At 73.7% G+C, this 24,895-nt stretch carries 2 protein-coding genes; both read right to left on the bottom strand.

Annotated features, from left to right (window positions below; genetic code table 11):
* Window positions 1-71: 71 nt before the first annotated feature.
* On the bottom strand, window positions 72-734 hold the full coding sequence (locus ACFVUY_RS23960; protein WP_387693832.1) for a type VII secretion system-associated protein: 663 nt from the start codon (window positions 732-734) through the stop codon (window positions 72-74).
* Between the two features lie 25 nt (window positions 735-759).
* On the bottom strand, window positions 760-24,846 hold the full coding sequence (locus tag ACFVUY_RS23955; RefSeq protein ID WP_387733343.1) for an ADP-ribosyltransferase: 24,087 nt from the start codon (window positions 24,844-24,846) through the stop codon (window positions 760-762).
* Window positions 24,847-24,895: the final 49 nt, after the last annotated feature.

Here is a 24,895-nt window from a genome sequence, read left to right as displayed (position 1 = left end):
CCCGGTGGCGGGCCCTTCCGCTGCCCGCCCCGGTGCGGACCGGCTCAGCCGAACGGGCGCTGCGGACCGGCTCAGCCGAACGGGCGGAGCGGGCCGCCCCGGTCGCCGGCCCGCTCCCGGGCGTCGAGGGCCGCCCACAGGGAGCCGGGCTCCAGCCTCATCGCGGCCGGGGCTCCCGGGTTGACGACGATCCCGAGGCCGGGGGGCAGCCGTTCCAGCAGCGTGCCGGGGCCGACCACCGCGTGCCCGGGGCTTCCCGCGGCCTCCAGCCAGGAGCGCGCGGAGAACACGACCACCGCCGGTTCGCCGTCCGGGAGTCCGAAGCCGCCGACGGTGCCGAACTCGTCCAGCAGTACGGCGACCCGGGCCGAGGCGAGCGCGCGGTAGACGTCGTCGCCCGGCCCGTACCCGGTCGCGGCCAGCTGGACGGCGGCGTCGACCGGGTCGGTCGGTGCGGGCCACTCGCGCGCCAGCGGCGACGGGCGGTACTCCGCGTTCGGCGCGAACTCCTCGACGGAGCCGTCCTCGCCCGCACGCCACCGGCCGATCACCGCCCAGTCCGGGGGCTGCCCCTCGCCCTGCCAGTTCGGGTCGACCAGCCCGATCCACTGCCCCGGCGCGGCCCGGGCGGCGGCCAGGATCCGCTCGGGCACCGGCGCCGTGTCGGGTGGCGGCGTGTCGGGTGACGGCGTGGCGGCCGTCGGTTCGTCGTGGCCCTGTCCGGGAGCGGTCATCGCGGTCCTCGCTGTCTGGTGGCTGTCAGTCGTCGGTCAGGCCGTAGTCGGGGTTCGGGGCGAAGTGCTCCGCCGTCTCGTCCCCCATCGGCTCGAAGTCCTCGTCGGCATCGTCGTCCGGCGGCTCCACCCTGCCGTAGACGATCCACTGGCTCTCCGGGGGCACGTCCGCCTCCCCGCCGTCCAGGGCCCCCTGCGGCAGGGGGTGGTCCGGGGGGATGATCCGGACCGGCCGCCAGCGCAGTCCGGCGCCGAGCAGGATCTCGTTCTCGGCCGGGCTGTGCGAGACCTCCCGGAGGAACGCCCCCGGTGTCCGGTCGGGCAGCATCAGGTACAGCCGGATGAGCCGTTGGCCGAAGGCCCCGTGCAGCCGGCTGCCCGCCGAGACCGAGACGTACGTGGGTTCGGTGACGACCTGCCCGACCTCCAGGGTGCCCGGGTGCAGCCCGGGTCCGACGTACGGCGCTCCCCTGCTCCCCACGAGGTCCCCCGTCACCGGGCTCTGCTCGATGGAACTGTCCAGATTGCCGATGACCTCCCGCACCGGGCCCGGGGGCAGGGCGGTGTGGTCCCGGCCCGCCATGGACAGCTGCCACCGGATCTGCTTGACCTCGTAGTACGAGAACTGCTGGGCGACCTCGCCGTCCCCGGTCTCGCTCGGGGCGGTGTAGAACTCCAGTGCCCCGCGTTCCTCGTCGCTCAGCCCGCGGACGAGCTCCGCCATCGGTTCGAGCCCCTGCCCGTCGTAGTAGGCGTCGCGGCCGAGCCTCTGCTGGTCGGGCCCGAAGAGCTCCAGCTGCGCGAGGCGCTCCCGGAACGCCCGCGGCATCGCGTCGAACTCGGCCGTGCTCATGGTCCAGCCCCCGTCGCGCCAGAACAGGTCGGCGGCCTGGGTGCCGTCGATGCCCGCCAGGGCCCAGCCGGACGGGTCGGCCCAGACCTCCGGGTCGTGCTCCGGGAGCTGGTGGTGCCAGCCTCCGGGCGGCGCCGCGCTGTTGTCGGAGTCGGACCCCACCGAGGAGTCGTCGCCGTTCACGATGTTCAGCCCGCCCAGGCCGTTCAGGACGCTTTCGATGTCGTCGGCCGTGTGGTCGCCGACGTGCCCGCCCGGGTTCCCGCCCGCTTCCGCGGCGGGCTCCGTCAAGCCCATCGCCGCGGCCTGCTCCGGGGTCCGGTGGTCCGGCCGGTAGGCCTCGTTCGGGACGAACTCGACCGCTTCCGCGTACCGGCCGCTCTCGTGGTCCAGTTCGGTGCCGCGCACCAGTTCGACGCCGACGATGTACCGGCCGTCGATGCCCCCGGGGAACGCGACCTCCTGTTCCTCCTCCGAGAGGCCCGGACGGTTCAGGGTCTCCCGGACGTCGATGCCTCCCGGTGCGTCGATCACGTAGCGGTGCCAGGTCCCCCAGTCGACGTGCTGGGCCGTGCGGGAGCGCGTCGTGCTCACCAGGGCCGACGCCTCGTTGCTCCCCACGTAGTCCTGGAGGTCGGGGTAGCGGTCCTCCTGCCTCGGCCGCATTCCGCCCTCGAAGACCTCGGGGTAGTCGACCATGTCGGAGCGGCTCCGCTCCCACCGGTACAGGTGGCCGGAGTCGTACCGCCACATCAGGGGAACGGACTGGGCCTCCCGCAGCGCGTCCAGGTCGACGTACCGGCTCGTCGCGACCGGGTTCGGGGGCTCCTGCGCGGCGGCGTGCGGGACGTCGTCCCTCGGCACCAGCGGGACCTCGGGCACGCCGAACTCGGTGTCCAGGTAGGCGTTCCGCTCGTCGAGGGCGACCTCCAGCGGGCGCAGCTCGGGCCCGTGGTGGTGGTCCTCCGGCGCGCGGTACCGCTCGACCAGCCGGCCCTCGCCGTCGTAGGTGTCCACCCGGCCGTCGGCGAGGTAGCGGGTCTCCCCGCCGCCCGGGAAGCGGTGGATCTCCGTCCCGTCCGCGTAGCGGTGGATCTGCGTCCCGTCGGTGAGGTAGTGGACCTCGCGGTCCGCCAGGTAGTGGACCTCCCGGTCCTGGAGGAAGTGGATCTCCCGGTCCGCGAAGCGCTGGATCTCCGTTCCGTCGGTGAGGTGGTGGACCTCGCGGTCCGCCAGGTAGTGGACCTCCCGGTCCGGGAGGAAGTGGACCTCCTCCCCGGTGGCGTAGCGGTGGATCTCCACACCGTTCTCGTGGCGGACCTCGGGGCCGGACTGCGAGGAGCCCTCGCCGTTGCCCGTGTTGTCCAGCGCGCCTCGCACCGGCGCCGACCGTTCGAGCCGGCCGGCCTCCGGGGCGTGCGACGGGGGCGTACCGCCCGGGACGGCGCCGGCCGGGTCCGGGTGGAACGTCCGGAACAGCCCGGTCGAACCGTCCGGGCCCGGTTTGACGTACAGGCTCGCGGTCGACGGACCGTCGGGGCCGCCCGGCCTGCCGCTGACGCCGGTGCGGCCGGTCGGCGCGTGGACCGGCAGTCCGGTCTGCCGGGCGACGGCCTGGGCCTGCTCGGCGGACTCACAGCTGAGCAGCGTGATCGAGGCCGGACCGCGGCCCGGACCGCCGTTCGTGTCGCCGTCCGCGTCGGCGCTCACGTTCCGGTGCGCGTCGGCCGCCTTCAGCGCGAGGTCGGCGAGCCGGCGCTTGAGCAGGGCGCCGACCTCGGTGCCGGTGACCCCGTGGGCCTTGGTGCCGTCGGTCAGCGGGAGGTCGAATCCCTCCGGACGGCCGTGCGCGGCGAAGAAGTAGGTGTGCTTCCCGTCCCACGGCACCTGCCGCGGCACTCCGGTCGCGAAGCCGTCGGCGGAGCGCGGCACGAAGCTCGTGACCTCGCTCAGCTCGGGGTACAGCGGCGACCGCTTCGCCCAGTCGGCCTCGTCGAAGAGCGCCTGCCCGGTCTCCCGGCCGGTGGCGTCGGTGATGGCGTGGGTGAGCAGCAGCTCGTCGGGGACGGTCCGTCCGTCCGCCAGGCGCACCCCGCCGGAGGCCGGCCCGGTCTCCTCGGCGGGGTCGGTGGCGGGCCCGTCGCCGGTGCGCCGGGGCGGCGGCACGGCGGCCGTGTTGTCCGTCTCCTCGGACACCGACTCGCGGGCCCTGAGGCGGACGTAGGTGACGCCGTCCTCCGTCCGCGTCAGCGTGCGCTCGGTGACCCGCATCCGGGCCCCGGGCAGGAAGAGGACCTCTTCCTCCTCCATGTGCGAGGAGAACGGCGCGATGTCGCGGCCGTTGAGGCCGGTCGCCTCCAGCTCCAGCAGGACCCGGTACTCGTCCTGGCCGTCGTACTTCTTCATGAAGCCCAACGAGGTGCTCTCGTTGGTGCTGAAGCTCGCGAACGTCCGGTGCAGGATGACGTCGCCGCCGTACTCGGGCCCGGCGGGCCGGCCGGTCGGCCGCATCGGGTCCTCCAGGGTGCCGTCGCCGCGGAACAGCGTCCCCCTCGCCGCGGGCAGCAGCCGCAGCGCGTCCGCCAGCAGGTGGCTGTGCAGCTGCATCTCCCGCTGGATGCCCGCCAGTTGCTCGGCGGTCAGGGAGTCGGCGAGACTCCACGGTTCGGTCCTCGCCCGCATGCCCTCGTGCAGCTCGGGGATCCCGGTGATCGAGCCGGGCAGCGCGGTGCCCGGGTCCCGGTAGTGCTTGGCGATCAGCGCCGCGATCTTCCCGCGGAGCGCGGGAACGGCGCCGGGGCCCGGGTTCTTGAGCAGCACGTTGATCAGCGAGTAGGCCGGGCCGGTGTAGGTGTACAGCGCCACGAAGTGCGCGGGGCCCAGCAGGTCCGTCACGTCCGTCGCCCTCGCGACGCCGTTGCGGGCCATCCACTGCAGGTACGGGGGCGCCCCGAGTCCCTCGTCCGGGTTGGTCTCGGTCAGCGACTCCCAGCGCCGCCGCGTCTCCTCCACAACCGTGTCGTTCACCTCCTTCGAGGTGCGGGCCCACTCCAGGTACGTGCGCTCGTGCGGCAGTCCGGCGGTGAGCTCCGCCGGTGCCGGGTGCTCGAAGGCCGGCCTGACCGGCCCGTCCCAGCCCTCCACCGGCGGGCGCAGCTCCGCCGGCGGGACCCCGGGCACGTTCCGGTACAGCTCGGCGCCGTCGGTGTACCGGTGGCCGGGGAAGGCACCGGCGAGCCGCATGCCCGCCACCACCTCGTGCAGCGAGTGCTCCCCGCCCGTCAGCAGCCAGCCGTACAGCGCCCGGGCGAACAGGTCGTGGTCGCCCTGCCCGAGGAGCCGGTACGCCTGCATGGCCTCGGCCGCGACCCGGGAGGCCGCACCGTCCGCCGTCCTGATGCCCAGTTCCCGCAGGTCCGCCTGCCGGACGGGGTCGGCCCGCAGGGCCGCGGAATCGTCGAGCCGGAACCGCTCGTCGCGGGCCAGCCGGTGGAACTCCCGCATCACCTCGTGCAGGCTCCCGCCGGTGACGAGGTGGGCGGTGCCCTCCGCCCCGGTGGCCTCGGCGATCCGGCGCAGCGCCGCACGGGCCCGGTCGACCACCCGGGGGTCGCCCGCCGTCCACGCTCCGAGCTCCCGGTCGAAGGCCTCCGCGTGGTGCCGGTACCGCGGCTCGTCGAAGACCGTGTGCCGTACGAGCGCTGCCGTGGGCGGTGGCTGGGTACCGGGGAGCACGGCGGGCGGGGTGCCGTCGCCGGAGTGGAGCTGCGGGTCGAGCGGCGTGCCGGTGTCGAGCGGCGTGTCGACGCCGAACTTCACCGCTCCGTCGATCCCGCCGTGGACGTCGCCCCGGTCGGCCTCCGGGTACGCCGCCGCCCCGTCGTCGTTCAGGTAGGCGCCGAGGTCCGCGGTCCCGTCCTGGGCGATGCGCTGCCAGTTGCCGCCGCGGACGATCACCGGACGGCCGTGCGCGTCCATCCCGACGCCGGAGGTGACCACCAGGTGGCCCCGGCCGTCGCCCGCCGCGCCGGCCGCGGGAGCCGGCGGGACGAACCAGACCTGGCCGTCGGCCGCATAGGCGACGGCCTCGGGCAGCCGGGCCCACACGTGCTCCATGACCTCGCGCACGTACTCGCGGTCCGGCCGGACGTTGAGGTCGCAGGCGACGAAGCGCACCGGCTTCTCGCCGTCCCAGCCGTCCTCCTCGTAGAGCTTGAGCAGCCCGCCCGCGACGTCCGCCGGGGCGACCATGACATGGCCCATCACGGGCACGCCGTCGGCGGTGTGCATGGCCAGGGTGAGGTAGTCGTTCGCGTGCGGGAGGTTCGGGAAGACCGACTCGGTGAGCGTCCGCCAGTCGGCGTGCCGGTCGCCGACCCAGTACAGCGCCTGGGACTCCAGCACGGTCAGCTCGGGGGCGGGTTCGTACCCGGGGTCGCGCCAGCGCTGCTCGACCTCGGTGACGGCCACCGCGCGGCCGGGGCGCTTGAGCTTGTCGACCACGTCGACCAGGGTCCGCAGGTCGCCCGCGTCGACCTCACCGCCGCCGTCGCCCTTCAGCGTCCGGACGTGGTCGACCAGGTGCGCCCTGGTCACCTGCTGGTCGGCCGGCAGGTGCAGGGCCTCGCGGACGAGGTCGGCGGTGCGGCGCAGCCTGGTGAGGTGCGCCAGGGTGATCCGCTCGGTGCCCTGCTGCAGTTCCTGGGCGAGCTTGGCGGTGCGCCAGGCGTTCATGCTCGCCTCGCGGCGGGCCGCCTCCCCCGCGACCAGGTCGGTGACCCGGCCGGCGAGCGGGCGCCCGTGGTCCGCTCCGATGTACTCGGCCAGTGGCCACAGGTCGTCGTGGGTGCGCAGCTCGGGGACGTTGGCGAGCCCGGCCAGGGCCTCGTGCAGCCGCCGGTCCGCGTCGCTCGCCTTCGGGAACGGCGAGGGCGTGGTCCGCTCGGTGGCCTCGATCTGCACGTACGGTTCCCGCAGCGGGGACTGGAGGAGTTGCCGTCCGCCGAGGTCGAAGGTGCTGCCGGGCCGGATCAGCACCTCGGCCTCGCCCTGCTTGTCCGAGAACGGCTGGATGTCGAAGGCGCTGCCGCCGCCGCGCACGGAGAAGTGCAGCAGGGCGCGGTAGGTGAGCGGGAGTTCCGTGCGGGTCTGCATGAACATCATCGCCGTTTGGCGGTCCATGCTGGTGCTCACGAAGTCGGGGTTGCTGAAGGTCTCTCCCCCGTAGGAGGGCGACAGCCGCCTGCCGACCGGTCCCGGCAGGCCCAGGACCCGGTCGCCGCGCCAGAGCTCGCCGGTGTACGGGGGGAGCTTGGCGAGCGACTCGGAGATCAGTTCCGCGTGGGCGATCAGCTCCCGCTCGATCTGCGGGAGCCGCTCCTTCACGGCGCTCTTCAGGGCCTTCCGGTCGTCGGCGGTGCGGTCGCGCGGCAGCTTGGTGAGCAGTGGTGCGAGCACCTCGTCGTGCTTGAGGATCGACGGCAGGCGGGCCGGGTCCGGTGTGCGCAGCAGCCCCGTGATCTGGATCTCCAGGGCCCGCTGCCGGGTGAGCGGACCGAACCTCAGGGCCACGTTGATCAGCGCGTAGGCGGGGCCGGTGTAGACGGCCAGCGCGTCGAAGTGCGCGGGGGTCAGCCGGTCGAGCACCTCCCGCGCGCTCAGCGGGTTGCGGCCCAGCCACTCGGCCACGACCCGCGAGGCCCGGGTCGGGTCGTTCGCGGCCAGCGTGAACCCGTCCCGGTTGCGCTGCGCGTTCTCCACCACGTCGTCCCGCCAGCCGCCGTCGGCGCGCGGCTTGTGGAGCAGGTCGTGGTAGGCCGCCTCGTGGGGCAGCATGCCGTCCTCGCCCAGCAGCGCGCGCACCTGCTGCTGCGGGATGCCCGGGATGTGCTGGTACAGCGTCGAGACGTCTTCCAGCGCGTTCGGCGGGAGCGGGGGCAGTTCGTCCAGCAGCTGCGCGCCCTTGAGGATCTCGTACAGCGAGTGGTCGCCCAGCGGCAGCATCCAGCCGGTGAGGGCCAGCAGCATGTCCTGCGGTGCGCTGTCCACGACCTTGAGCAGTCGGAAGGCGTTCAGCATCTTCGCCGTGGTGGCCGAGATGCCGGTGCTGAGCGGCATGCCCTTGTCGAGGTGGGCCTCGCCGTACCAGGCGGACTTCTCGTTGAGCATGTAGTGCGCCCGGCCGGGCTTCCACGTCAGCGCCTCCCCGTCGCCGACGCCCTGCTGGTACGCCAGTTCCCGGGGGCTCAGCGGCATGCCGCGGTCCTGGAGGCCCTGCGCCGTCAGGTCGTTCGGCGGCACCGGCTCACGGGCCTGGCGGGCCTTCAGGCTGGCCAGGTACTCGGCACCGGCCTTGAGCGGTTCCGCGCCCTGCTTGATGACGGTGCCGGTGCCGAAGTGGTCCTTGGCGAACATGGTGTTGAGGCCGGGCAGGATCTCCAGCACGGAGCGGGTCCCGCTCCGGAGGAAGTCCTGCTGGGCCGCCAGCTCGCGCAGGTCCAGCCCCATCGCCTCGGCCGTCGCCGTGGGGTCGGAGGACTCCAGCATCCGCTGGAGCACCTGCTTGAGGCCGAGCGGGGAGTCCTTGACGTAGGCCGCGTTGTAGAACGCGGTCAGCAGTTCCCGGGTGTTGCCGGTCCGCATCATGGTGCGGAACTCCGCCAGGCCGAGCTGCTCGCCGACCTGCCCGGCGGCGCCCTCGTCCGGCTTCCGGTCGGTGTTGAGGAAGACCTGGTAGAGCTCCCCCTCCGGGGTCTCGGGGTGGGCGGCCCGCAGGGCGTCGTAGAGCCGCTGGACGGCGTTGCGGGCCGCGGCCTGCGCCTGGGGGTGCGCGAAGGCGTAGGCACCCAGCCGCGCCTCGAACTCCTCGGCGCGCCGCCGGTGTTCCGGGGTCGCGTGGAGCGCCTGCTTGGGGACGCCGAGGGGCTGGAGGTCCCGCTGGTCGACGACCGGGTGCTGGGCCGTGGCCTCGGCGAGCGGCTGCGGGTCGTGCAGCTGCGGGCCGTGGACCTCGACGACCTCCACGACCGGCCCGTGGGCGGGCGGCGGGGCGTGGTCCGGCGGCGGGGCGTGGACGCCCGCCCCGTTGTCGACGGTCGGGGTGTGCGCCCCGGCGCCCTCCACGGGCAGCCTCAGGTGGAGCCACTGCCCGCCCGCCTCCAGCCGGGGCCGGCCCGAGGCGTCCCAGCCGACCCGCGAGCCGACCACCAGGTGGGTGCGGCCCTGGTCCTGGACCACCCAGACCTTGCCGTTCCCGACGTACGCCTGCAGTTCCACGCCGGGAAGCCGCTCGCGCAGGGACCGCAGCACCTGGGTGACGTACTCCTGGGCGTCGCAGGCGACGAACCGCAGCGGGCGGCCGTCCCACTCGCCGGTGGCGTGGAGCTCCGCCAGCGACTGGGCCAGGTCGTCCGGGTGCAGGGGCCAGCCGTTCCAGCCCGGCGCTCCGTTCTCCGTGACGGCGTGGTAGGCGATGGTGAAGTAGCGCGGGTCCTCCTCGATCGACCGTACGCTCCGCTCCAGGTTCTCGTGCGTGGCCTGGTCGGCGAGCGGGTCCCGCAGGACGCGGACGCCCCCCTCGTGGTGCGGGGTCAGGGCGCGTGCCACCTGGATTCCGACCTGGCGCCGCGGCACGGTCAGGCCGTCCGGGTGCTCGGGCGTGAACTGCGTCCAGTGGTCCGCGGGCGAGACGCCCGCCCTGGTGTCGGCGTGCGGGATCTCCAGCTCGACGGGCAGCAGCCCGGACAGCGACCGGTTGCCGCCGGAGCCCTGGTCGGCGGGGTCGCCGCCCCTGTGGAGGGTCAGTTCGAGCTGGACGTAGCCCGTGTAGCGGGCCATCGGGGTGTTCGCCTTGGCGTTGGCCACGTACCGGCCGCCGGCGTCCGTGACGGTGCCCGTCCGCCCGCGGTAGGCGCCTCCGAGCAGCAGCGAACCGGTGCCCTCGACCAGGGCCCCGAGGTCGGCCTGGGCGCCGACCTGGCCGCGCAGGTTCCACTGCCGGCCGGTCAGCTGCGTGCTCCGGTTGCCGCCGCCCGACTCGTTCGCCGGGCTCAGCGCGGCCCCGGTGCTGTCGCCGTGGTGCTCCAGCTGGACGAGGGAGGCCTTGACCGTCACCTCCGCGTCGTCGACGAACCAGCGCCGGCCCGAGGAGGGGGTGCCGATCGCCCGCTGCGGGCCGACCGCGGCGCCGGCTCCCGGGTGGGCGCCGACCGCCGGGGCCAGCAGGGAGGAGAGCTGGGCGTGGCTCAGGCCCGCGGTGACGACGGGCTCCAGCCGCTTCCAGGTGCCCCCGCCGAAGAAGCGCGGCCCCTCGGTCCGCAGGAGGCTCCGCAGGCCCGCGGTGTCGCCGACCCAGCGCAGCACGTCCCCCGGGCGCAGGCCCGCGGTGAAGACCTCCGCCGGCGGCACCCGCAGATCGCGCGGGAGGGAGGGGCCGCGCCGCTGCCCGGGCCCGGTGGCGTCCGCGGTGGCGCGGGCGGTCTCGGTCAGCACGTCGGCGTGGATGACGGCCTCCGCGACCGTCCGGCGCAGCCGCCACTGCGGGACGACCGCGTTCCCGGCCTCGGCCAGGTTGCGGACGACCGCCTGCGTCCTGGAGCGGGCGGGTTCGGGGACGGTCTGCACCGGCCGGGCGTCCAGCGGCAGCGGAACCGCGGGACGCCGCTCCATCACCACCGACAGCCGGATCGTGGCCCGGTGCGCCTCGGCGGCGAGCTTGGTCTTGACGGCCGTTCCGGTCACCAGGACGTCCCGGCCGTACTCCAGTGCGTCCGTGCGCCGGGTGTGGGTGACGCCGCCGCCGATCACGGCGGACACGCCCGTGCCCACGGTCCCCAGCACGGTGAGCCCGAGCGAGTCGGCGTGCCCGCTGCCGGAGTTGGTGCCGGCCTCGGAGCTGGTGAAGGCGGTCTGGGAGCTGGCACCGATGTTGAACTCGACCTGGGGCGCGTCGCCGGACTTGGTCATCCGGTCCACCGAGGCGGTGATCCGCACCGTGCTGCGGCCGTGCGTCAGGACGATCTCGTGGCCCGAGGTCATGGGCTTCAGCAGCGGGTGCAGCCTGTCGAAGTCGAGGGCGTCGAGGAGCCGGGTCCGCATCCCCGCCCAGTCCCGGCCGAGCACGGCCCGGCCCTTCGGCGCCAGCTCGGCGACCACGTCGGCCACCGCCCGCGGCCCGGTGCGCACCGTTCCGTCCTGGGCCTCCAGGTGGACCCGGGTGACGATGTCCGAGGAGCCGAGCCGCTTGTCCGGGAGCTGCAGGACCGCCGGGTTGTCGTCGGCCGGGGGCCGGACCACCTCGCGGTGCGGGGCGGCCACCAGGACGGGCGCCTGCGCGGTCGCCTCGGCCAGCGACCGCTGGAGCATTCCCGGCACGAACCGGACCGTGAACACGGCGTCCCCGTCGAACAGTTCGGCGGTCTCCACGCTCTTGCCGCGGCTTCCGGTGCCGCCGGTGCGCTCGATGGTGAGGCCGCGCGCGCTGTCCCGGGTGTGGGCGTACTCGCCGGTGACGCTCACGTGCGGGACGGTGCCCTTGAGGGAGACCCCGCCCCGCCAGCGGCTGAGCCGGTCCCAGCTGTAGCCGACGACGGTGCGCTGCTGGCTCCCGAGCTCGAACTCGAAGCCGTCCACCGTCCGCCGGTGCCGCAGGGCCAGCGGGGCGACGGTGACCTCCACCGTCCCCTTCCAGTTGCCGGTGTCCACCGACACCTTGAGGCTGCCGCCCCGGCTGAGCCGGGACAGCGAGGCGGTCAGGCCGGCCGTGTCCAGGTGGGCGGCGAGCCGGGCCGACGCGTGGGCGGAGACCGGGCCGGCCGTCCCGAGGACGCGGTGGGCCTCCTCCAGGACGGACGGGCCCCGCCGGCCGACGCTGAGCACCACGTCGGAGTGGCCGAGCCTGTCGGGGACGCTCAGGTGCTCGGGGGCCTGCCCCGCGGGCTCCGGCTGCGGGGCGGGCGGGTCGGCGGGCGGGGGCACCGCTTCGTCGAAGGGGTTGGCGATGACCCGGTCGGGCCGCTCCCGGGGCTCGGTGTGCGCCTGCTCCATGCTCAACGCGGCGTCCAGCGCGACCGGTTCGCCGTGCGGCCTGCCGTTCAGCGTCAGCCGGAGCTCGAACCTCGCGTCGTACAGCACCTGGGCGCTGCGGTACTTGCCGTTGGCGTAGCTCTTGGCCGAGGCGCCGCCCCGCCAGCCGTCCCGGTCGCGCACCTCGTGCTGGACCGTGGCGGTGCCCTGGAGGGTGTCCGTGAACGGCTTGCCGTTCCCGTCCAGCACGTTCTCGCGGGTGTGCACCGGCCCCTTGCCGAAGGCCTGGGCCGAGACGTTCCTGCTGTCGGAGTTCAACAGCCGCTTCGACTCGAAGGTGGTGCTCTCCCGGACGGGGTTGAGGTCCGCCGACGCCTGCTCCCGCCGGTACGTCAGCGAGGTGACGTGCGCGGTGACGCCGAGGCCGAGCCTGCTCAGCGGGCCGAGCGTGACCGCGGGGCCGCGCAGCGGGACCTCGTGGGTCATGCCCACCAGGTGGGCGCCGACGGCCGCCTGCGAGAACGCCCGCAGGACGTCCTCCCTGACCCCGCGCCACGTCTTCGCCCCCAGCTGGGCGAGGCCGATCTCGTCCAGCCGGGCGTGCAGCGGTGCGACGCTGTGCACGTCACGGACGACCGTGGTCACGGGCAGGCCGGTGTAGGCGGCCGAGCCGTGCCAGATCCCGGTCGGCGGGTGCGGGACCAGGGTGCCGGGGGGCAGCGGCGCGTGGTCCGGGTGCGGGGCCGGGTTCTCCTGGCCCGGGGCCGGCGGGGAGGTCTCCGCCCGGTCGACGACCACCCGGAAGCCGAGCCCGGCGTCGACGGAACGGGCCGGGCCGGGCCGCAGGGTGCCGAAGGGGCCGAACTCGACCTGGATCCGCGCCTCCCCCTCGAACACCACCGCCGCCGTCTTCACCTTGGTGCCCAGCGACAGTTCGTCGCCGCCGCCGTTCAGCGTCACCCGGTCCCGGCCGGTCCCGGCACCGGCGCCGGCGCCTCCGCCGCCGTTCTTGGCCGACCCGGTCGCGCTGAGCGGCAGCGGGAACTGCCAGCCGGTGCTCGTGGTGTCCTGCTGGATGTGCGAGCGGGACGTTCCGGTGGCGATGTTGAACTCGGTGGCCGGCAGCTCCGCGGTCTGCCCGATCGTGTGGATCCGGGCGTTCTTCAGGGTGATGACGGCCTTGGGGCCGACGAGGCCGTCCACCTCGACGGTCAGGGTCTCGCCCGACATCAGCGCCTTGAGGTCCTGGTGCAGCGCGCCCAGGTCGACCTCGTCCAGCAGCTTGGCCTTCAACGCGGGCCAGGCGCTGCCGAAGTGCTCCCGCGCCTGGGTCTCGAAGCCCGCGACGAACGCGGCGATGCCCTTGCCGCCGGCACCGGGTGCGTTCAGGTCGGGGAGCTGGATGCCCTCGGGCCCCTCGACCGGCTCCGGCCGGTGCCGCAGTGCCCACACGTCCGTCACGATGTGCGAGCCGGACAGCCGCCCGCCCGGGCCCGCCCCGGGCGGCGGGAGGAGCGGGAGGTCGACCGGCAGCGGAGCGCCGGTCTCCCGGAGCGGAACGGCGACCTGGGCCCGCACGTCCACCGGTCCGATCGGTCGCGGGACGGCTTCCGGGGACACGTCGGTGCCGCGGTGGGTGAGGTCGAGGAACCGCGCCGACAGGTGGAAGACGGTGTCGAACAGCGCGGCGGTCTCCGAGGTCTTGCCGCGGGCCACCGTCCGGCTCGCCTGGGCGTCGGTCGTCCCGTGCTGCCGGCCGTACCGGTAGCCGACGGTCTCGGTGAGGTCGGCCGGCTTGCCGAACTTGAACTTCGCCTGGCCGCCCACGTTCCCCTGGAGCAGCCGGTCCCCGGTCACGCCGACCGAGGTCTGCCGCTCCGAACCGTACTCGAACTCGAAGTTGTCGGCGGCCCTGAGGAAGGTGCTGTTCCCGAGGTCGGCCCCGACCCGGACGGTGCCGCTCCAGGAGCCCGCCGAGAACGGCACGTCCCACACCTCGCCCCGGGACAGCGCCGTGAGCTTCGCCTGCAGGGTCTCCGCGCCGAACAGGCTCTCGGCGAGCGTCCTGGCCGCCGGCTCCTCACCGTGCAGCGCCGCGGCGAACCGGCGGGTGAAGTGGTCGAGGAGCTGGGTGCGGGTGCTGCCGAGCCCGATCAGCACGTCCGAGGACGCCAGGCCGTGCTCGTCGATCCGCGACGGGCGGGCGGGCAGCTCCGGGCCGACGACGGTGCGGACGACACCGTTCAGGTCGGTGACGGTGTCACCCGGCTGCAGGACCTCCAGGGGAGCGTGCTGCCCCTGGTCGTGCTGCTCGACGACCGTCTCGTCCACCGGCGCCACGGATTCCATGAACTCCCGGAACCCGGTGAACACCTCCTCCTCGCTCGGCCGGACGACCGTCGCCCTCTCCCGCGTCGCTGAGTCCATGAACTCCCGGAAGCGGCCGAACAGGTCCTCCTCGTCCAGCCGGGCGACGGTCCTGCGCTCGCGGACCGCGGAGTCCATGAACTCCCGGAACCCGGTGAACAGCTGCTCCTCGGCCTCGGTCCGGGCGACCTGGTTGGCCGGCTCCGGGTGGTCCGCCCGCGGGTCCGTCCCGAAGAGGCGCTCCAGCAGCGGCACCAGCTCGGGCACGTTCTCCCGCACCCACGGCGCACCGTTGTTGCGCGGCGACCCGGTCGACGGGTCACTGCCGTGGTTGTGCCCGAAGTACGCCGTCACCAGCTGCGCGAAGAACTCGTGCTCGTCGCGCGCCGAGTAGTTCCCGACCCGCTCGCCGTTCCCGTCCCGCAGACCGCCGTCCGGCCAGGCCGTCACGGACTCCTCGCCGAACAGCTCCGCCAGCGCGTCGGAGACGCTCCGGTCCCGGAAGGCCTGCCCGACCAGCTCCCGCTGCGCCTCGGTCAGACCGAACTCGTGTATCGCGTGCGCGAGTTCGTGCGCCGACGTGGAGTACCCCTCGGCGTACGCCGGATGCTGCCCCACCGGCGTCCGCGCACCGAGCAGGTTCTCCTCCGTGATCAGCACGGTCCCGTGCCCGCTGGAGCCCCGCACCACCGACCAGTCACGCCCGTCACCCGTGCTGTGCCCGGACGCCGCGAAGCCCGGGACCTCCGTCATCGGCACGTCACGCGGCACCACTCCGACCCGCAGGCCCGCCGCCACCAGCCGCTCCGCGACCTCCTTGTTCGCCAGCATCCGCGCCACCAGGTCCTCGGCCGTCCGGCGGGCCGCGACCGGCTGGTGCGTCCGGGGGTCGACGTCGACGAGCAGCCGCGCCGCCGCCTGCGCGAAGTCCTCCGGCCCCAGCTCGCCCCGCAGACCCGCCATGAAGGCCTGGTCCGCCGCGAGTTCACGCCGGTCCTCCGAGGAGAGGTGCTCCAGCGCCTGCACCCACTCGTGCAGCGGCCCCGGTACCGGCATCTCCCCGCCGCCCAGCCCCACCGGCGGCCGGCCCGGCGCGACCTGCCCGTCCTGCCCGGTCGGCGCGGGCGCCGGGAACGTCGGCGACGGCTGGGACGGCGGCTGCTGCATCGCCGTGTCCGTCGGCGACGGCGGCCGCGTCACCGTGCCGGGCGGCGGCGGGGTGGGGGCCGGTCCGGTGAGCCGCAGGTCCGAGGAGAGTTCCGTGGCGACCTGGTCGGCGGGAACCCCCGAGTAACCGGCCGGCACCTCGATGACCACGGGCACCATCTGCACGCTGCTGCCGCTCTGTCCCGCATCGGACTTGACCATCATCCACGTACCGCCCGTGGCGACCACCGGGAAGCCGTGGGAGTCGTAGCCGGTCGAGGTCGAAGCGACGAAGGTCCGGCCGCCCCCGGGAGGCAGGGGATCGCCGATGTGCCGACCGGGGAACGGCACGAACCAGAGGTCCTCCTTGGGTGCCCGCATGGTGACGTGCACGTCCCTCATGGAGAGGTACACGTGGAGTGTGGCCAGGTACACGCCGCCCTGCGTCGCGCCGAGGCGGGGGACGGCGAGCTCGATGTCCCCCGTCCCGCTCCAGTACCCGTGCTTCTTGAGATCCGCGATCAGGCGGGCCATCTCCCAGGAGGTGACCTGGTGCCCGTCGACCGTCGGGAAACCGTCCGCATCGGCGCGGCCCACGATCTCGAACGTCCTGGACGAGCTCTCGACGTACCCGAACTCCGGCAGCACCGTGCCGTCCAGCACCCAGCCGTGGAACCCTCCCGAGGTATCCGTGAGCGGCCGGCCCTGCTGGACCCAGTCGTCGCCCGGCAGTCGGTGCACGACCGGACCGGGCACCGGCGGCAAGGTCGGCGGCACCTGAGCGCCCGGTCCCGTCTGCTGCCCCGCCGCGGCGTTCCCGTCCACCGCCGGCGATCCGTGCGCGGTGTTCCCGCCGTCCTCCAGCAGGTCGTCCAGCTCGATGATCCTTCCCTCGGACTCCTGCCCCGGCCCGTGCACCAGGTGGTCGTCGGCCGGGTCCGGATCGAGGTGCGTCTCCCAGGAGGTGACCTCGGTGCCGAGCCCGACGGTGTGGGGTGCCGGGCCCACGAGCGGCAGCCCTTCGCCGTTGGTCACCCTGAACTCGGTCTTCTCGTCGGCGAAGTACGGCCCGAGCTTCTCCGGCCGGCTCCCGTGCTCCAGCCAGACCCAGTTTCCGGGACCGGCGTACACCTGCTCCCCGGCGACGGACAGGCCGACCTTTTCGGCGACGAGGAGGTGCGTGGTGCCGAGCGGCGAGGCGGCGATCCAGACGTTTCCCGCCGCCGCGAGCGCGAGGATCCTCCGGTCCATCCGCCACAGGTGGTTCAGCATCTGATCGGCGTACGACCGGTGGGCGTCCGACGCCAGGTCGGTGGCCAGCAGGCGCAGGGGCCGGCGGACGTCCCAGCTGCCGTCCTCCACCAGCTTGAACAGGGCGTGCGCGGCCTCGGCCGGGGTGAGGGCGGTGCCGTGCAGAGCGGGGCGCCCGCCGACGGTGTCCAGCACCACGGTGAGGAAGTCGCCCCGGAACTGCAGCGTGGTCAGGAGCGGCACCAGGGCGTCGTGCTCCGCGGGCCGGTCCCCCAGCAGGTACAGGCCCGCTTCGCCCGGGACCGCCGGCTCCGCGTCGGCCCGCCCGACGGCCTCCCAGGCCGTCCGCAGGGCGGCCACGGCCGAGGCGTGGTCGGTGTACTCCACGTCCTGTGCGACCGCCAGGATCCGGCGCAGGTCGTGGTCGCCCGTTCCGGTCCTGCCGGTCACCTGTCCGGTGAACCGCTGCAGGTCGTCCTGGGTGATCCGGTGGTCCGGGGACAGACCGAGTTCGGTGCGGGCCAGGGTGGCGACCAGGGACGCACCCGTGAGCTCGGCGAGGGTGTGCCCGACGGCGTCGTGCAGGGTGGCGGTGATCCGCGCGGCGTCCCACAGGTGCTCGGTCGCCCGGCGGACCAGGACGTCGTCCGGAGCGTCCGCATGGGCCCGGCGCGCGTCCGGCAGCCCGACGTGGGCACCCGCGGCCTTGGCCAGCTGCCAGAGGTCCCGGTGGAACCGCGCCTCGGACGTGTTCGCCAGGCCGGCCAGCTGGGACCTGAGCTTCTCGTGGAGCCGCTGGGGCCACTGCGGCGAGTCGTTCTGCCACTCGAACGGCCGCGCGGATCCGTTCTCCATGTAGTCGATCCGCTCGTACGGTCCGGTGCCCGCGCTGCCGGTGCCGCTGCCCGTGACCGTGAGGACCGCACCGGGCTTCATCAGAATCTCCCGCTCCCCGTCCCGGTAGCGGGAGAAGGGCGTGATGTCGACACCGCTGTCGCCCGCCAGGCGGATCCGGGCCAGGACCCGGTGGGCCAGTCCGTACTGGGCGAGCTTCTCGTCGGGCGCCAGGAATTCCTGGGCCGTCTCCTCCAGCCGGCTGGTGCTGAGCAGCCCCGCGCTGCTCTGCTTGTTGCCGGGCCTGGCCGCCGTGAACACGCTCTCCGGGCCGTCCAGGCGGCCCAGCCCCCACTCTCCCCGGTACACGACCCCGGTCACCGCCGGCAGCCGGTCCAACGCCTCGATGATCATCTCGGCGTGGATCCGCAGCTCCTTCTCGATCTCGGGCAACAGTTCCCTGGCCATCCGGGAGAGTTCCGCGGTGTGCTCGGGCGTCCGGTGCTGCGGCCCCGGAGTGGCGATGAGCCCGCCGAGCACCGGGTGCTCCAGGAGCATCGACGGCACCGCCTCGACCTTCCCGGCCAGCAGGGCGTCGATCTGCTTGGCCAGCGCGGTGTGAAGCAACGGTCCGTCGTACTTCAACAGCGCGTTGACCAGCGGGTACGCCTTCCCGGTGTAGATGTTGAGCGCCTCGACGTGGGCCACGCTCAGCCGCGCGCCGAGTTGCTCCCGCGTCAGCCCGTTGTCGGCCAGCCACTCCCGCTCGAACGGGTACGGCACCTTCCCCGGCTCGACCATCCGCTGCCACACCCGGCGCACGGATTCCAGGCCCTCCTCCTCGAAACCGCCGTTGCGGCGGGAGCGGCTCGCCAGGGCGTGGTACACCGACTCGTGCGGGAGCATCCCGAGCTCCCGGCGCAGAGTGCCCTCGGGCAGGCCCGGAATGTGCCGGTACATCGCGGCGGCCTCGGTCAACAGGTGCGACGGTACCGGCGGGAGCTCCCCGGCGAGTTCGGCGCCCTTGAGGATCTCGTAGAGCGAGTGGTCGCCCAGCGGCAGCATCCAGCCGACCAGCGCGAGCAGCATGTCCTCGGCCGTGACGTCCGGGACCTTGAGCGCGCGGAACGCGCCGAGCATCTTCGCCGTCGTCGCCGAGACGCCGGTGCTGAGCTGCATCCCCTTGGTGTTCCGGGCCTCGCCGTACCACTTGGAGGCCGTGTTGACGTCGTGCTTGAAGTTGCCGGGCTCCCACTGGAGGGCCTGGGAGGAGTCGGCGCCCTGGAACGTCTTCTCCCGGGGGCTCAGCGGCATCCGGAGCTCGATGAGCTTGCGGTCCAGCTCGAGCGGATTCGTCTCGGTCCGCGGCGTGCGGGCATCGGAGCTGGCCCGGAACTCCCGCTGCAGTGCCAGCGGGGCCCGGTGCGCGACCGCACCGGTGGCGAAGTAGTCCTTGTCGAAGTAGCCGGCCCCGCCGGTCAGCGTGTGCGAGACCTTCCGGGTGGAGCTGTTGAGGTAGTCCAGCTGCTGCGGCACCCGGGTACTGTCCAGTCCCAGCTCGCGCAGTCGGGCGGCCGGATTCCCGTGCTCGGCCAGGCCGGTCAGCAGCTGCTTGAGACCGTACGAGCCGGGTGGCTGCGTGGCGTCGTGGGCGTAGGCGGCGTTGAAGAAGGCCGTCATCAGCTCGCGGAGGTTGCCCGTCGCCAGCAGCTCGTGGAACTCGTCCCGGGTGAGGTGCTCGCCGACCTGCCCGGCCGAGGTCAGGTCCTTGCTCAGGAAGACCCGGTAGACCTGCTCGCCGGTCGGGTCGCCGTGCGCCGACTTCAGCGCCTCGTACAGCCGGTACGCGCTCCCCCGGGCCGCTTGCAGCGCCCGTTCGTCCCGGTAGGCGAGCAGGCCGACGGACCGTTCGAAGTTCTGCGCGACGGTCTCGTACTCCGGCGCGTTGTACAGGTGCTTGCGGCCCGCGCCGAACTCGTGCGCCTGCGGGTCCGGCGCGACGATCCGGTGCTCGGGCGTGGCGGTCAGCGGTGCGGATCCGCCGTCCTGGTGGGCCGGCAGCTCGGTGGCCACCACCTGGGCGTGCTCGGCCGGGGCGTGCTCCGCCGGGGTGTGCTCGGCCGGGGCGGTGAGCCGGACCCAGTGGCCGCCCGGCTCGACGCGCGGGAGTCCGGCGCTGTCGAAGCCGACGTCGCGGGTGACGACCAGCCGGCGCGAACCGTCGCCCGCGACGCGGTCGGGCACCAGCCACAGGGTGCCGCCCGGGGCGTCCACCTCGACCTTCAGCGCCGGTCGCTGCTCGCGCAGCGCGGCGACGAAACGGCCCGCGTACGAGTCCGCGCCACCGCGGCCGACGTCGCAGCCGGCCAGGCGCAGCGGCCGGCCGTCCCACACGCCCCGGTCGTACAGGTCGAGCGCGGTCCTGGCCAACTCGCGGGGCGGTACGGGCTTTCCGTCGACATGCGGCGCGCCGTCCGGTCCCTTGCCGTGGAAGACCAGGGTGAAGTGGGACGGGTCGGAGGGGAAGTGGGCGAGCGCCTCGTCGGTGGCGCGCGGGTCGGAGCCGCGGTCGGCCAGCCAGTGCACGCCGGGTCGGATCTCGGTCGTGACCAACGGGTGCTCGTGGAGGGCGAGCGGAGCACCCAGCGCCGAGGCGACGACCACCGCCGGGTCGTCCCCACCGGGCAGGTCGGCGGTGTCCCGGGCCCGGACGGCACCGCCGCCGTCGGCCCCCCGGTCGTCGGCGCCGCCGTGGTCGCCGCCGGTGGTCCGGATCAGGGCCCCCGCGGCTCCCCCGTCCGGGGAGCGGTCGCCGCCCTCCTCGGGACTGGCTTCCGTCCGGCGGCCGAAGGCGTCCTCGTGTGCGCGCTGGTGGGCCTTCCAGCCGGCCGCGTCGAAGTGGGCGAGCGTCCACAGTTCGCGGTAGTGGGCGATGAAGTCGTCGCCGTACTCGCGCTTGAGGTGGTCGGTCAGGGCCTCGTTGAGGTCGTGGCGCGCGGCGAGCCCGTCGAAGCCCTTGGCGGCCTCGCGCAGGGCGGGGGCGGCCTCCTTCTCGAAGGCGGCGTGCTCGGCCAGTTCCCCGGTGAGCTCGCGGCGGCTCTCCTCCCAGTGCTCCTGGCGGCCGGCGAGGTCCTCGTGGGAGCGGAAGGACTCGTCGAAGGCGCGGGCGATCCGGTCGCCGTGGCCCTCCGCCAGGCGCTCGGCGGCGTGCGTGGACAGGCCGTGCTCGCGGGCGACGGCCTGGGCCTCCGCGGTGGCCTGCCGGCGGACGGCGAGGCGGGCGGCCTGGCGGGTGAGCCGGTCGTGCAGGGCGGCGGGGTCGGTGAGCCGGTCGAGGGCGCCGCGGAGCGCGGCCGGCTCGCCGACGCGTTCGGCGGCGGCCCGGTCCGCTTCCTCGGCGAGTTCGCGGAGCACCGTGTCCCTGGCCCGCAGCACGTCGGACTCGCCGGCGCCGAACTTCTCGGCGAACTCCTTGCGCGCGGCGTCCTCGGCCCAGGATTCGGCCGCCTTCTCCGTCTCCGCGACGGCCCGGCGGATCGCCGCCTCGCGGACCGCCTGGACGGCGAACTCGTGCGGCAGCGCCCGGTCGTGCCCGGCCAGGGACCGGGTGAACAGCTCCACGGCCTCGTCGCGGTCCCGGCGCTTGCCGGTCGCCGCGTCCAGCGGGCCGGCCGCCTTCTCGAAGTCGGCGGCGAGGCGGTCGCGCAGCCGGTCCCGGACCGCCTGCATGCTGCTCGACGACAGCTCGGGGCGTTCCGTCACTCCGGCGGCGTCGAGCAGTTCCCGGTCGGCCGGGGAGAGCCGCTCGTACCAGTCGTGGGCGGCCCGCTCGACCCGGTCCTTGGCGAGGGCCAGGGCGTTCGCCCGGTCGGTGTGCAGGGCGAGTTCGTCGCGCGCGTGCTCGGTGAGCCGCTGGAGGGCGTTCCCCGCCCGGGTGTTGGCCTCGGTGGTGAGACTGTCCGTGTCGGCGTAGATCCGGGCGACCTCCGCCTCCGCCCGCGCCTTGAAGTCCTGCCGCACGAGGTCCACGACGGGAGCGGGGGTGCGGTCGGGGGTGTGGGCGACGCCGGTGTCGCCGTCGGTGATCCGCGGGGCGTTCCAGGCGGCCGCCGCCCGGTCGAAGTGCTGCACCGCCACCCGGACGGCCGCCTCGCGGACGGAGGCGACCCGCACCAGGCCGTCGAGGTCGCCGAGGATCCGCTCGCGCTCCCCCGGCCGGGCGGCCAGCTCCTCGTACATCATCGCCCGGGCGCGCTCGTGGACCGCTCCGCGCAGGTTCGCCGGCGCATCCTCCGGGAACCGGCCGGGGGCGTCGAGGGCCTCGTTCAGCAGCCGCTCGGCCTCGTCCTCGCGCCGGTGGCCGCTGCCGTCCGGGTCGGCCCGCAGCTCCTCGGCCGCCTCGGTGAGCTTGGCCTCGTACTGGTCCTGGAGGTCGCGCTGGGTCCGGCGCCACTGCTCCGCCCGCTCGCCGTCCGCCTCGGCGCGGATGTGCTCGGGGGCGTCGGTGTAGTGGTAGGCGTCCGGTTCGGTGCCGAAGCGCACGGCGGTGTCCATGGGGCGCAGGTCGCCCTCGGACTGGTGCTGGTACTCCGTCGGCTTCGTCGACGCGGTCGTGGTCACGATCGGCTGGTCGCCGTCGGGCGACTTGGCGTACGTGTGCCATTCGCCGCCGCCGACGACCGCCGGGCGGCCCAGCGAGTCGAAGCCGACCTTGTCCGCGACGATCACGTGGCCGGTGCCGGAGGCCGTCTTCATGGTCGTACCGTCGAACCCGGGCGCCACCCAGACCGGCCCGTTCGCCGCGACGGCCTTCAGGTCGGCGAGCTTGGGGTGCGACCAGACCTCGGCCATCACCTGCTTGATGTAGTTCGGGTGCGCGCTGTCGAGGTTGCAGGAGACGAACTCGATCGTGCGGCGACCGCCCGACAGGTGTCCGAGGCTGTCCAGGCCCACGATCACGGCGGCCAGGTCCTTGGCCGACACGGGCACGCCGCTCTCGTCGGTGTGGATCGCGACGGTGTAGCGGTCGTTCCGGACGGGCAGCAGCGACAGCACGTCCGGCAGGTCGGCGCCCGGCTTGCCCGCGACCCACCCGGGCTGCCGCCCCTCGCCCTCGGGCAGGAAGTTGCCGCGGTCCCACGGGACGTCGCCGTCGCCGCCCGTGCGGAGGTAGTCCAGGCGCTCGTGGACGACCGGTTCGGGCTTCGGCTGTACGTCGGGCTTCGGCTGCAGGTCGGGCTGCGGCTCCGGCCGGGACTTCGACGGCCCCTCGGACCCCTCGGACCTGTCGGACCCCTTGGGCTCGTCGGGGTCCTTCGGGTCCTTCGGGTCCTTGGGGTCCTTGGGGTCCTTGGGGTCGTGCGAGTCCTTCGGCTTCGGGTCGAGGTCCTGCCGCTCGCGGGTGCCCTGGTTCCCGCCGTCGTCGTGCTGCCGGGGCGGAGCGGCCGGCTGCTCCACCGGAATCGGCGCCTCGACCGACGACTCCGTCCTGGGCCGCGTCACGGGCGGGGCGGACCCCTCCGAGGTCTGCTCCGCGGTCCTCTGCTCCGCGGCCGTCTGCTCCGCTTCGTGCCTCGGTGCCTGCTCCGGCGTCTCCTTCGGGCCCCCCGTCGTGTTGGCCGGCTTCGGCGCCTCCGGCCTCTCGTTGTTCGAGGAGGACTTGGGCGCCTCGGACGACGTCCTCGTCGAGCCGTCCCCGCCGGTCGTCCTCGGACTGCCCGCCGGGGGCTTCGCCGACTTGTCCCCGGCCGGGGCCGCGGAGCCGTCGGAGTCCGTCCTCAGGTTCTCCGGCCGCGAGGCGTCCAGCGGGCCGGTCCCGGGCAGCTTGCCGCCGATTCCCTCGGGGCCGCCGCCCACCGCCCCCGCCCCCTCCGGGCGGGAGACCCACAGGGAGGTCGGGTGGCCCATCAGGGTGGACACCACGGCCAGCGGGAAGCGCGCGTAGTTGGGGAGGTTGATGTCCTCCATCCGCAGTCGCAGCGGGCCGCCGGCGATGTGCCCGAGGTGGCCGAGCGCGCCCATGGCGACGCCGCCGTAGAAGCTCTCGACGCTGACGGTGAACTTGTGGTTCTCGCCGAAGGCCAGGTTGTACGCGCCCTCGGTGACGATGTTCTGGACGCCGCCCTTGAGGTAGTTGCCGACGCCCTCGCCGAACCGGTACAGGAACTGCCCGGCGGTCTGCGGGTGCAGGCCGTCCATCAGGCTCACCGCGCGCCCCGCGAGGTCCTGGGTGGCCTGGATGGTGTCCCGCAGGTGCTGCTGCTCCGCCTGGAGGAACTTCAGGTCCCTCATCCCGCTGTCCAGCGCACCGCCGCCGAGCTGCTTCAGCTCGTTCTGCATGTGCCCGATCTGCTTGGTGATGCCCTGCAGTTCGGCCCTGAGCGTGCCCGACTCCATCCTTCCGCTGGCCGCGACGAGCGTCGACACCAGCTTGTTGACGGTTCCGAGGTCGATGGCGTAGCGGGCGCCCTGGGTGGCGAGCCGCGAGGCGATCAACCGGCCCGCGGCGTTGGAGAGTTCCTTGTCGATGCCGAGCTCGAGGAGCTGCCGCTCGAAGGTCTCCCCCATCTTCTGGGTGAGCTTCTCGACCTTGCTGAGGTGCTCGGCGACGTTCTCGATCCCCTTCTCCCCGGCCTCCTTGCCGAACTTCTCCCCGACCTTGTCCGCGAGCTCCTTGAGGGCGTTGTCCTGGACCTTCTTCTCGGTGTTCTTCGCGACCTCCTTGGCGGTGTTCTTCGCGGCTTCCTTGGCGGTCTTCTTCGCGAGGTCCTTGGCGACGTTCTTCTCGGCCTGCTCGATGGCGGTCTTGAGCGTGAGGCTGCCCTCCTTCCGCATGAGGTTGAGGGCCTCCTTCAACGTGCCGGTCGGGAGGTTCTTCAGCAGGCCCTTGAACTCGGAGCCGGCCAGCGCCTTGAGGTCGGCCTGCAGTCCCTTGCTGACGCCGCGCCCGAAGATCCGCCCAAAGGCCTTGCCGAGGCCGAAGGTGAACAGCTCCAGCGGACCGGTGAGCAGGCCGTTGATCGCGCCCATCTCGATCGACTGGATGAAGGATTCCTTCTCCCACTTGTCCTTGTGGCCCTGGCCGATCTGGATGCCCTGGATGATCCCGTCCATCAGCATGGCGGTGGTGATGGAGAGGAACTCGTGCAGCAGGAGCTGCTTGAACAGCCAGATGAAGACCTGCTTGATCACCGCGCCCGCGGTCTCGTAGGCGACGAAGATCCCCGCGAGCGAGCCGCCGAAGGTGATCGGCGACATGGCGATCGCCCAGGCGATCTGGGCCACCAGCTGGATGAGCTGGGCGATGATCATCCACTTGGCGTACTCGACCTGGTTGGCCACCTTGTGGGCGAAGTCGCCGAGCTGCTTGGCCATCTCGCCCGCCGCCGAGACGTAGTCCGGGCCGTCGGTCTCGCCGATCAACTGGCGCATCTGCTCCATGAAGGCGTCGGCCGCCTGGCCCTCGAAGCTCTCGCCGCAGAGCTTGACCAGCTCGACCAGGTAGCCGCGGAGCTCGGGGACCTTCTCGTGGATGGCCAGGTAGTCGTCGCCCGCCATGCGCAGGTGGTCCTCGTTCGCCTCCGGCCACTTCATGCCGGTCACGATGCTGAAGAACTTCGCCAGGCCCGGCGGCAGCATGATCGACACGGTGGTGCACTCCTGGCAGTGGACGAGCGGGGAGGGGGGT

Source organism: Kitasatospora sp. NPDC058063, from assembly GCF_042885395.1.
GTDB classification, from domain to species: domain Bacteria; phylum Actinomycetota; class Actinomycetes; order Streptomycetales; family Streptomycetaceae; genus Kitasatospora; species Kitasatospora lactacystinica.
The sequence above is the reverse complement of the archived record's forward strand: the minus strand, read 5'-3'. Positions and strand labels throughout refer to the sequence as shown.

Coding starts and splice junctions, on each gene's coding strand:
- ACFVUY_RS23960 (WP_387693832.1), bottom strand. CDS start 734: ATGACCGCTCCCGGACAGGGCCACGACGAACCGACGGCCGCCACGCCG.
- ACFVUY_RS23955 (WP_387733343.1), bottom strand. CDS start 24,846: ATGCTGCCGCCGGGCCTGGCGAAGTTCTTCAGCATCGTGACCGGCATG.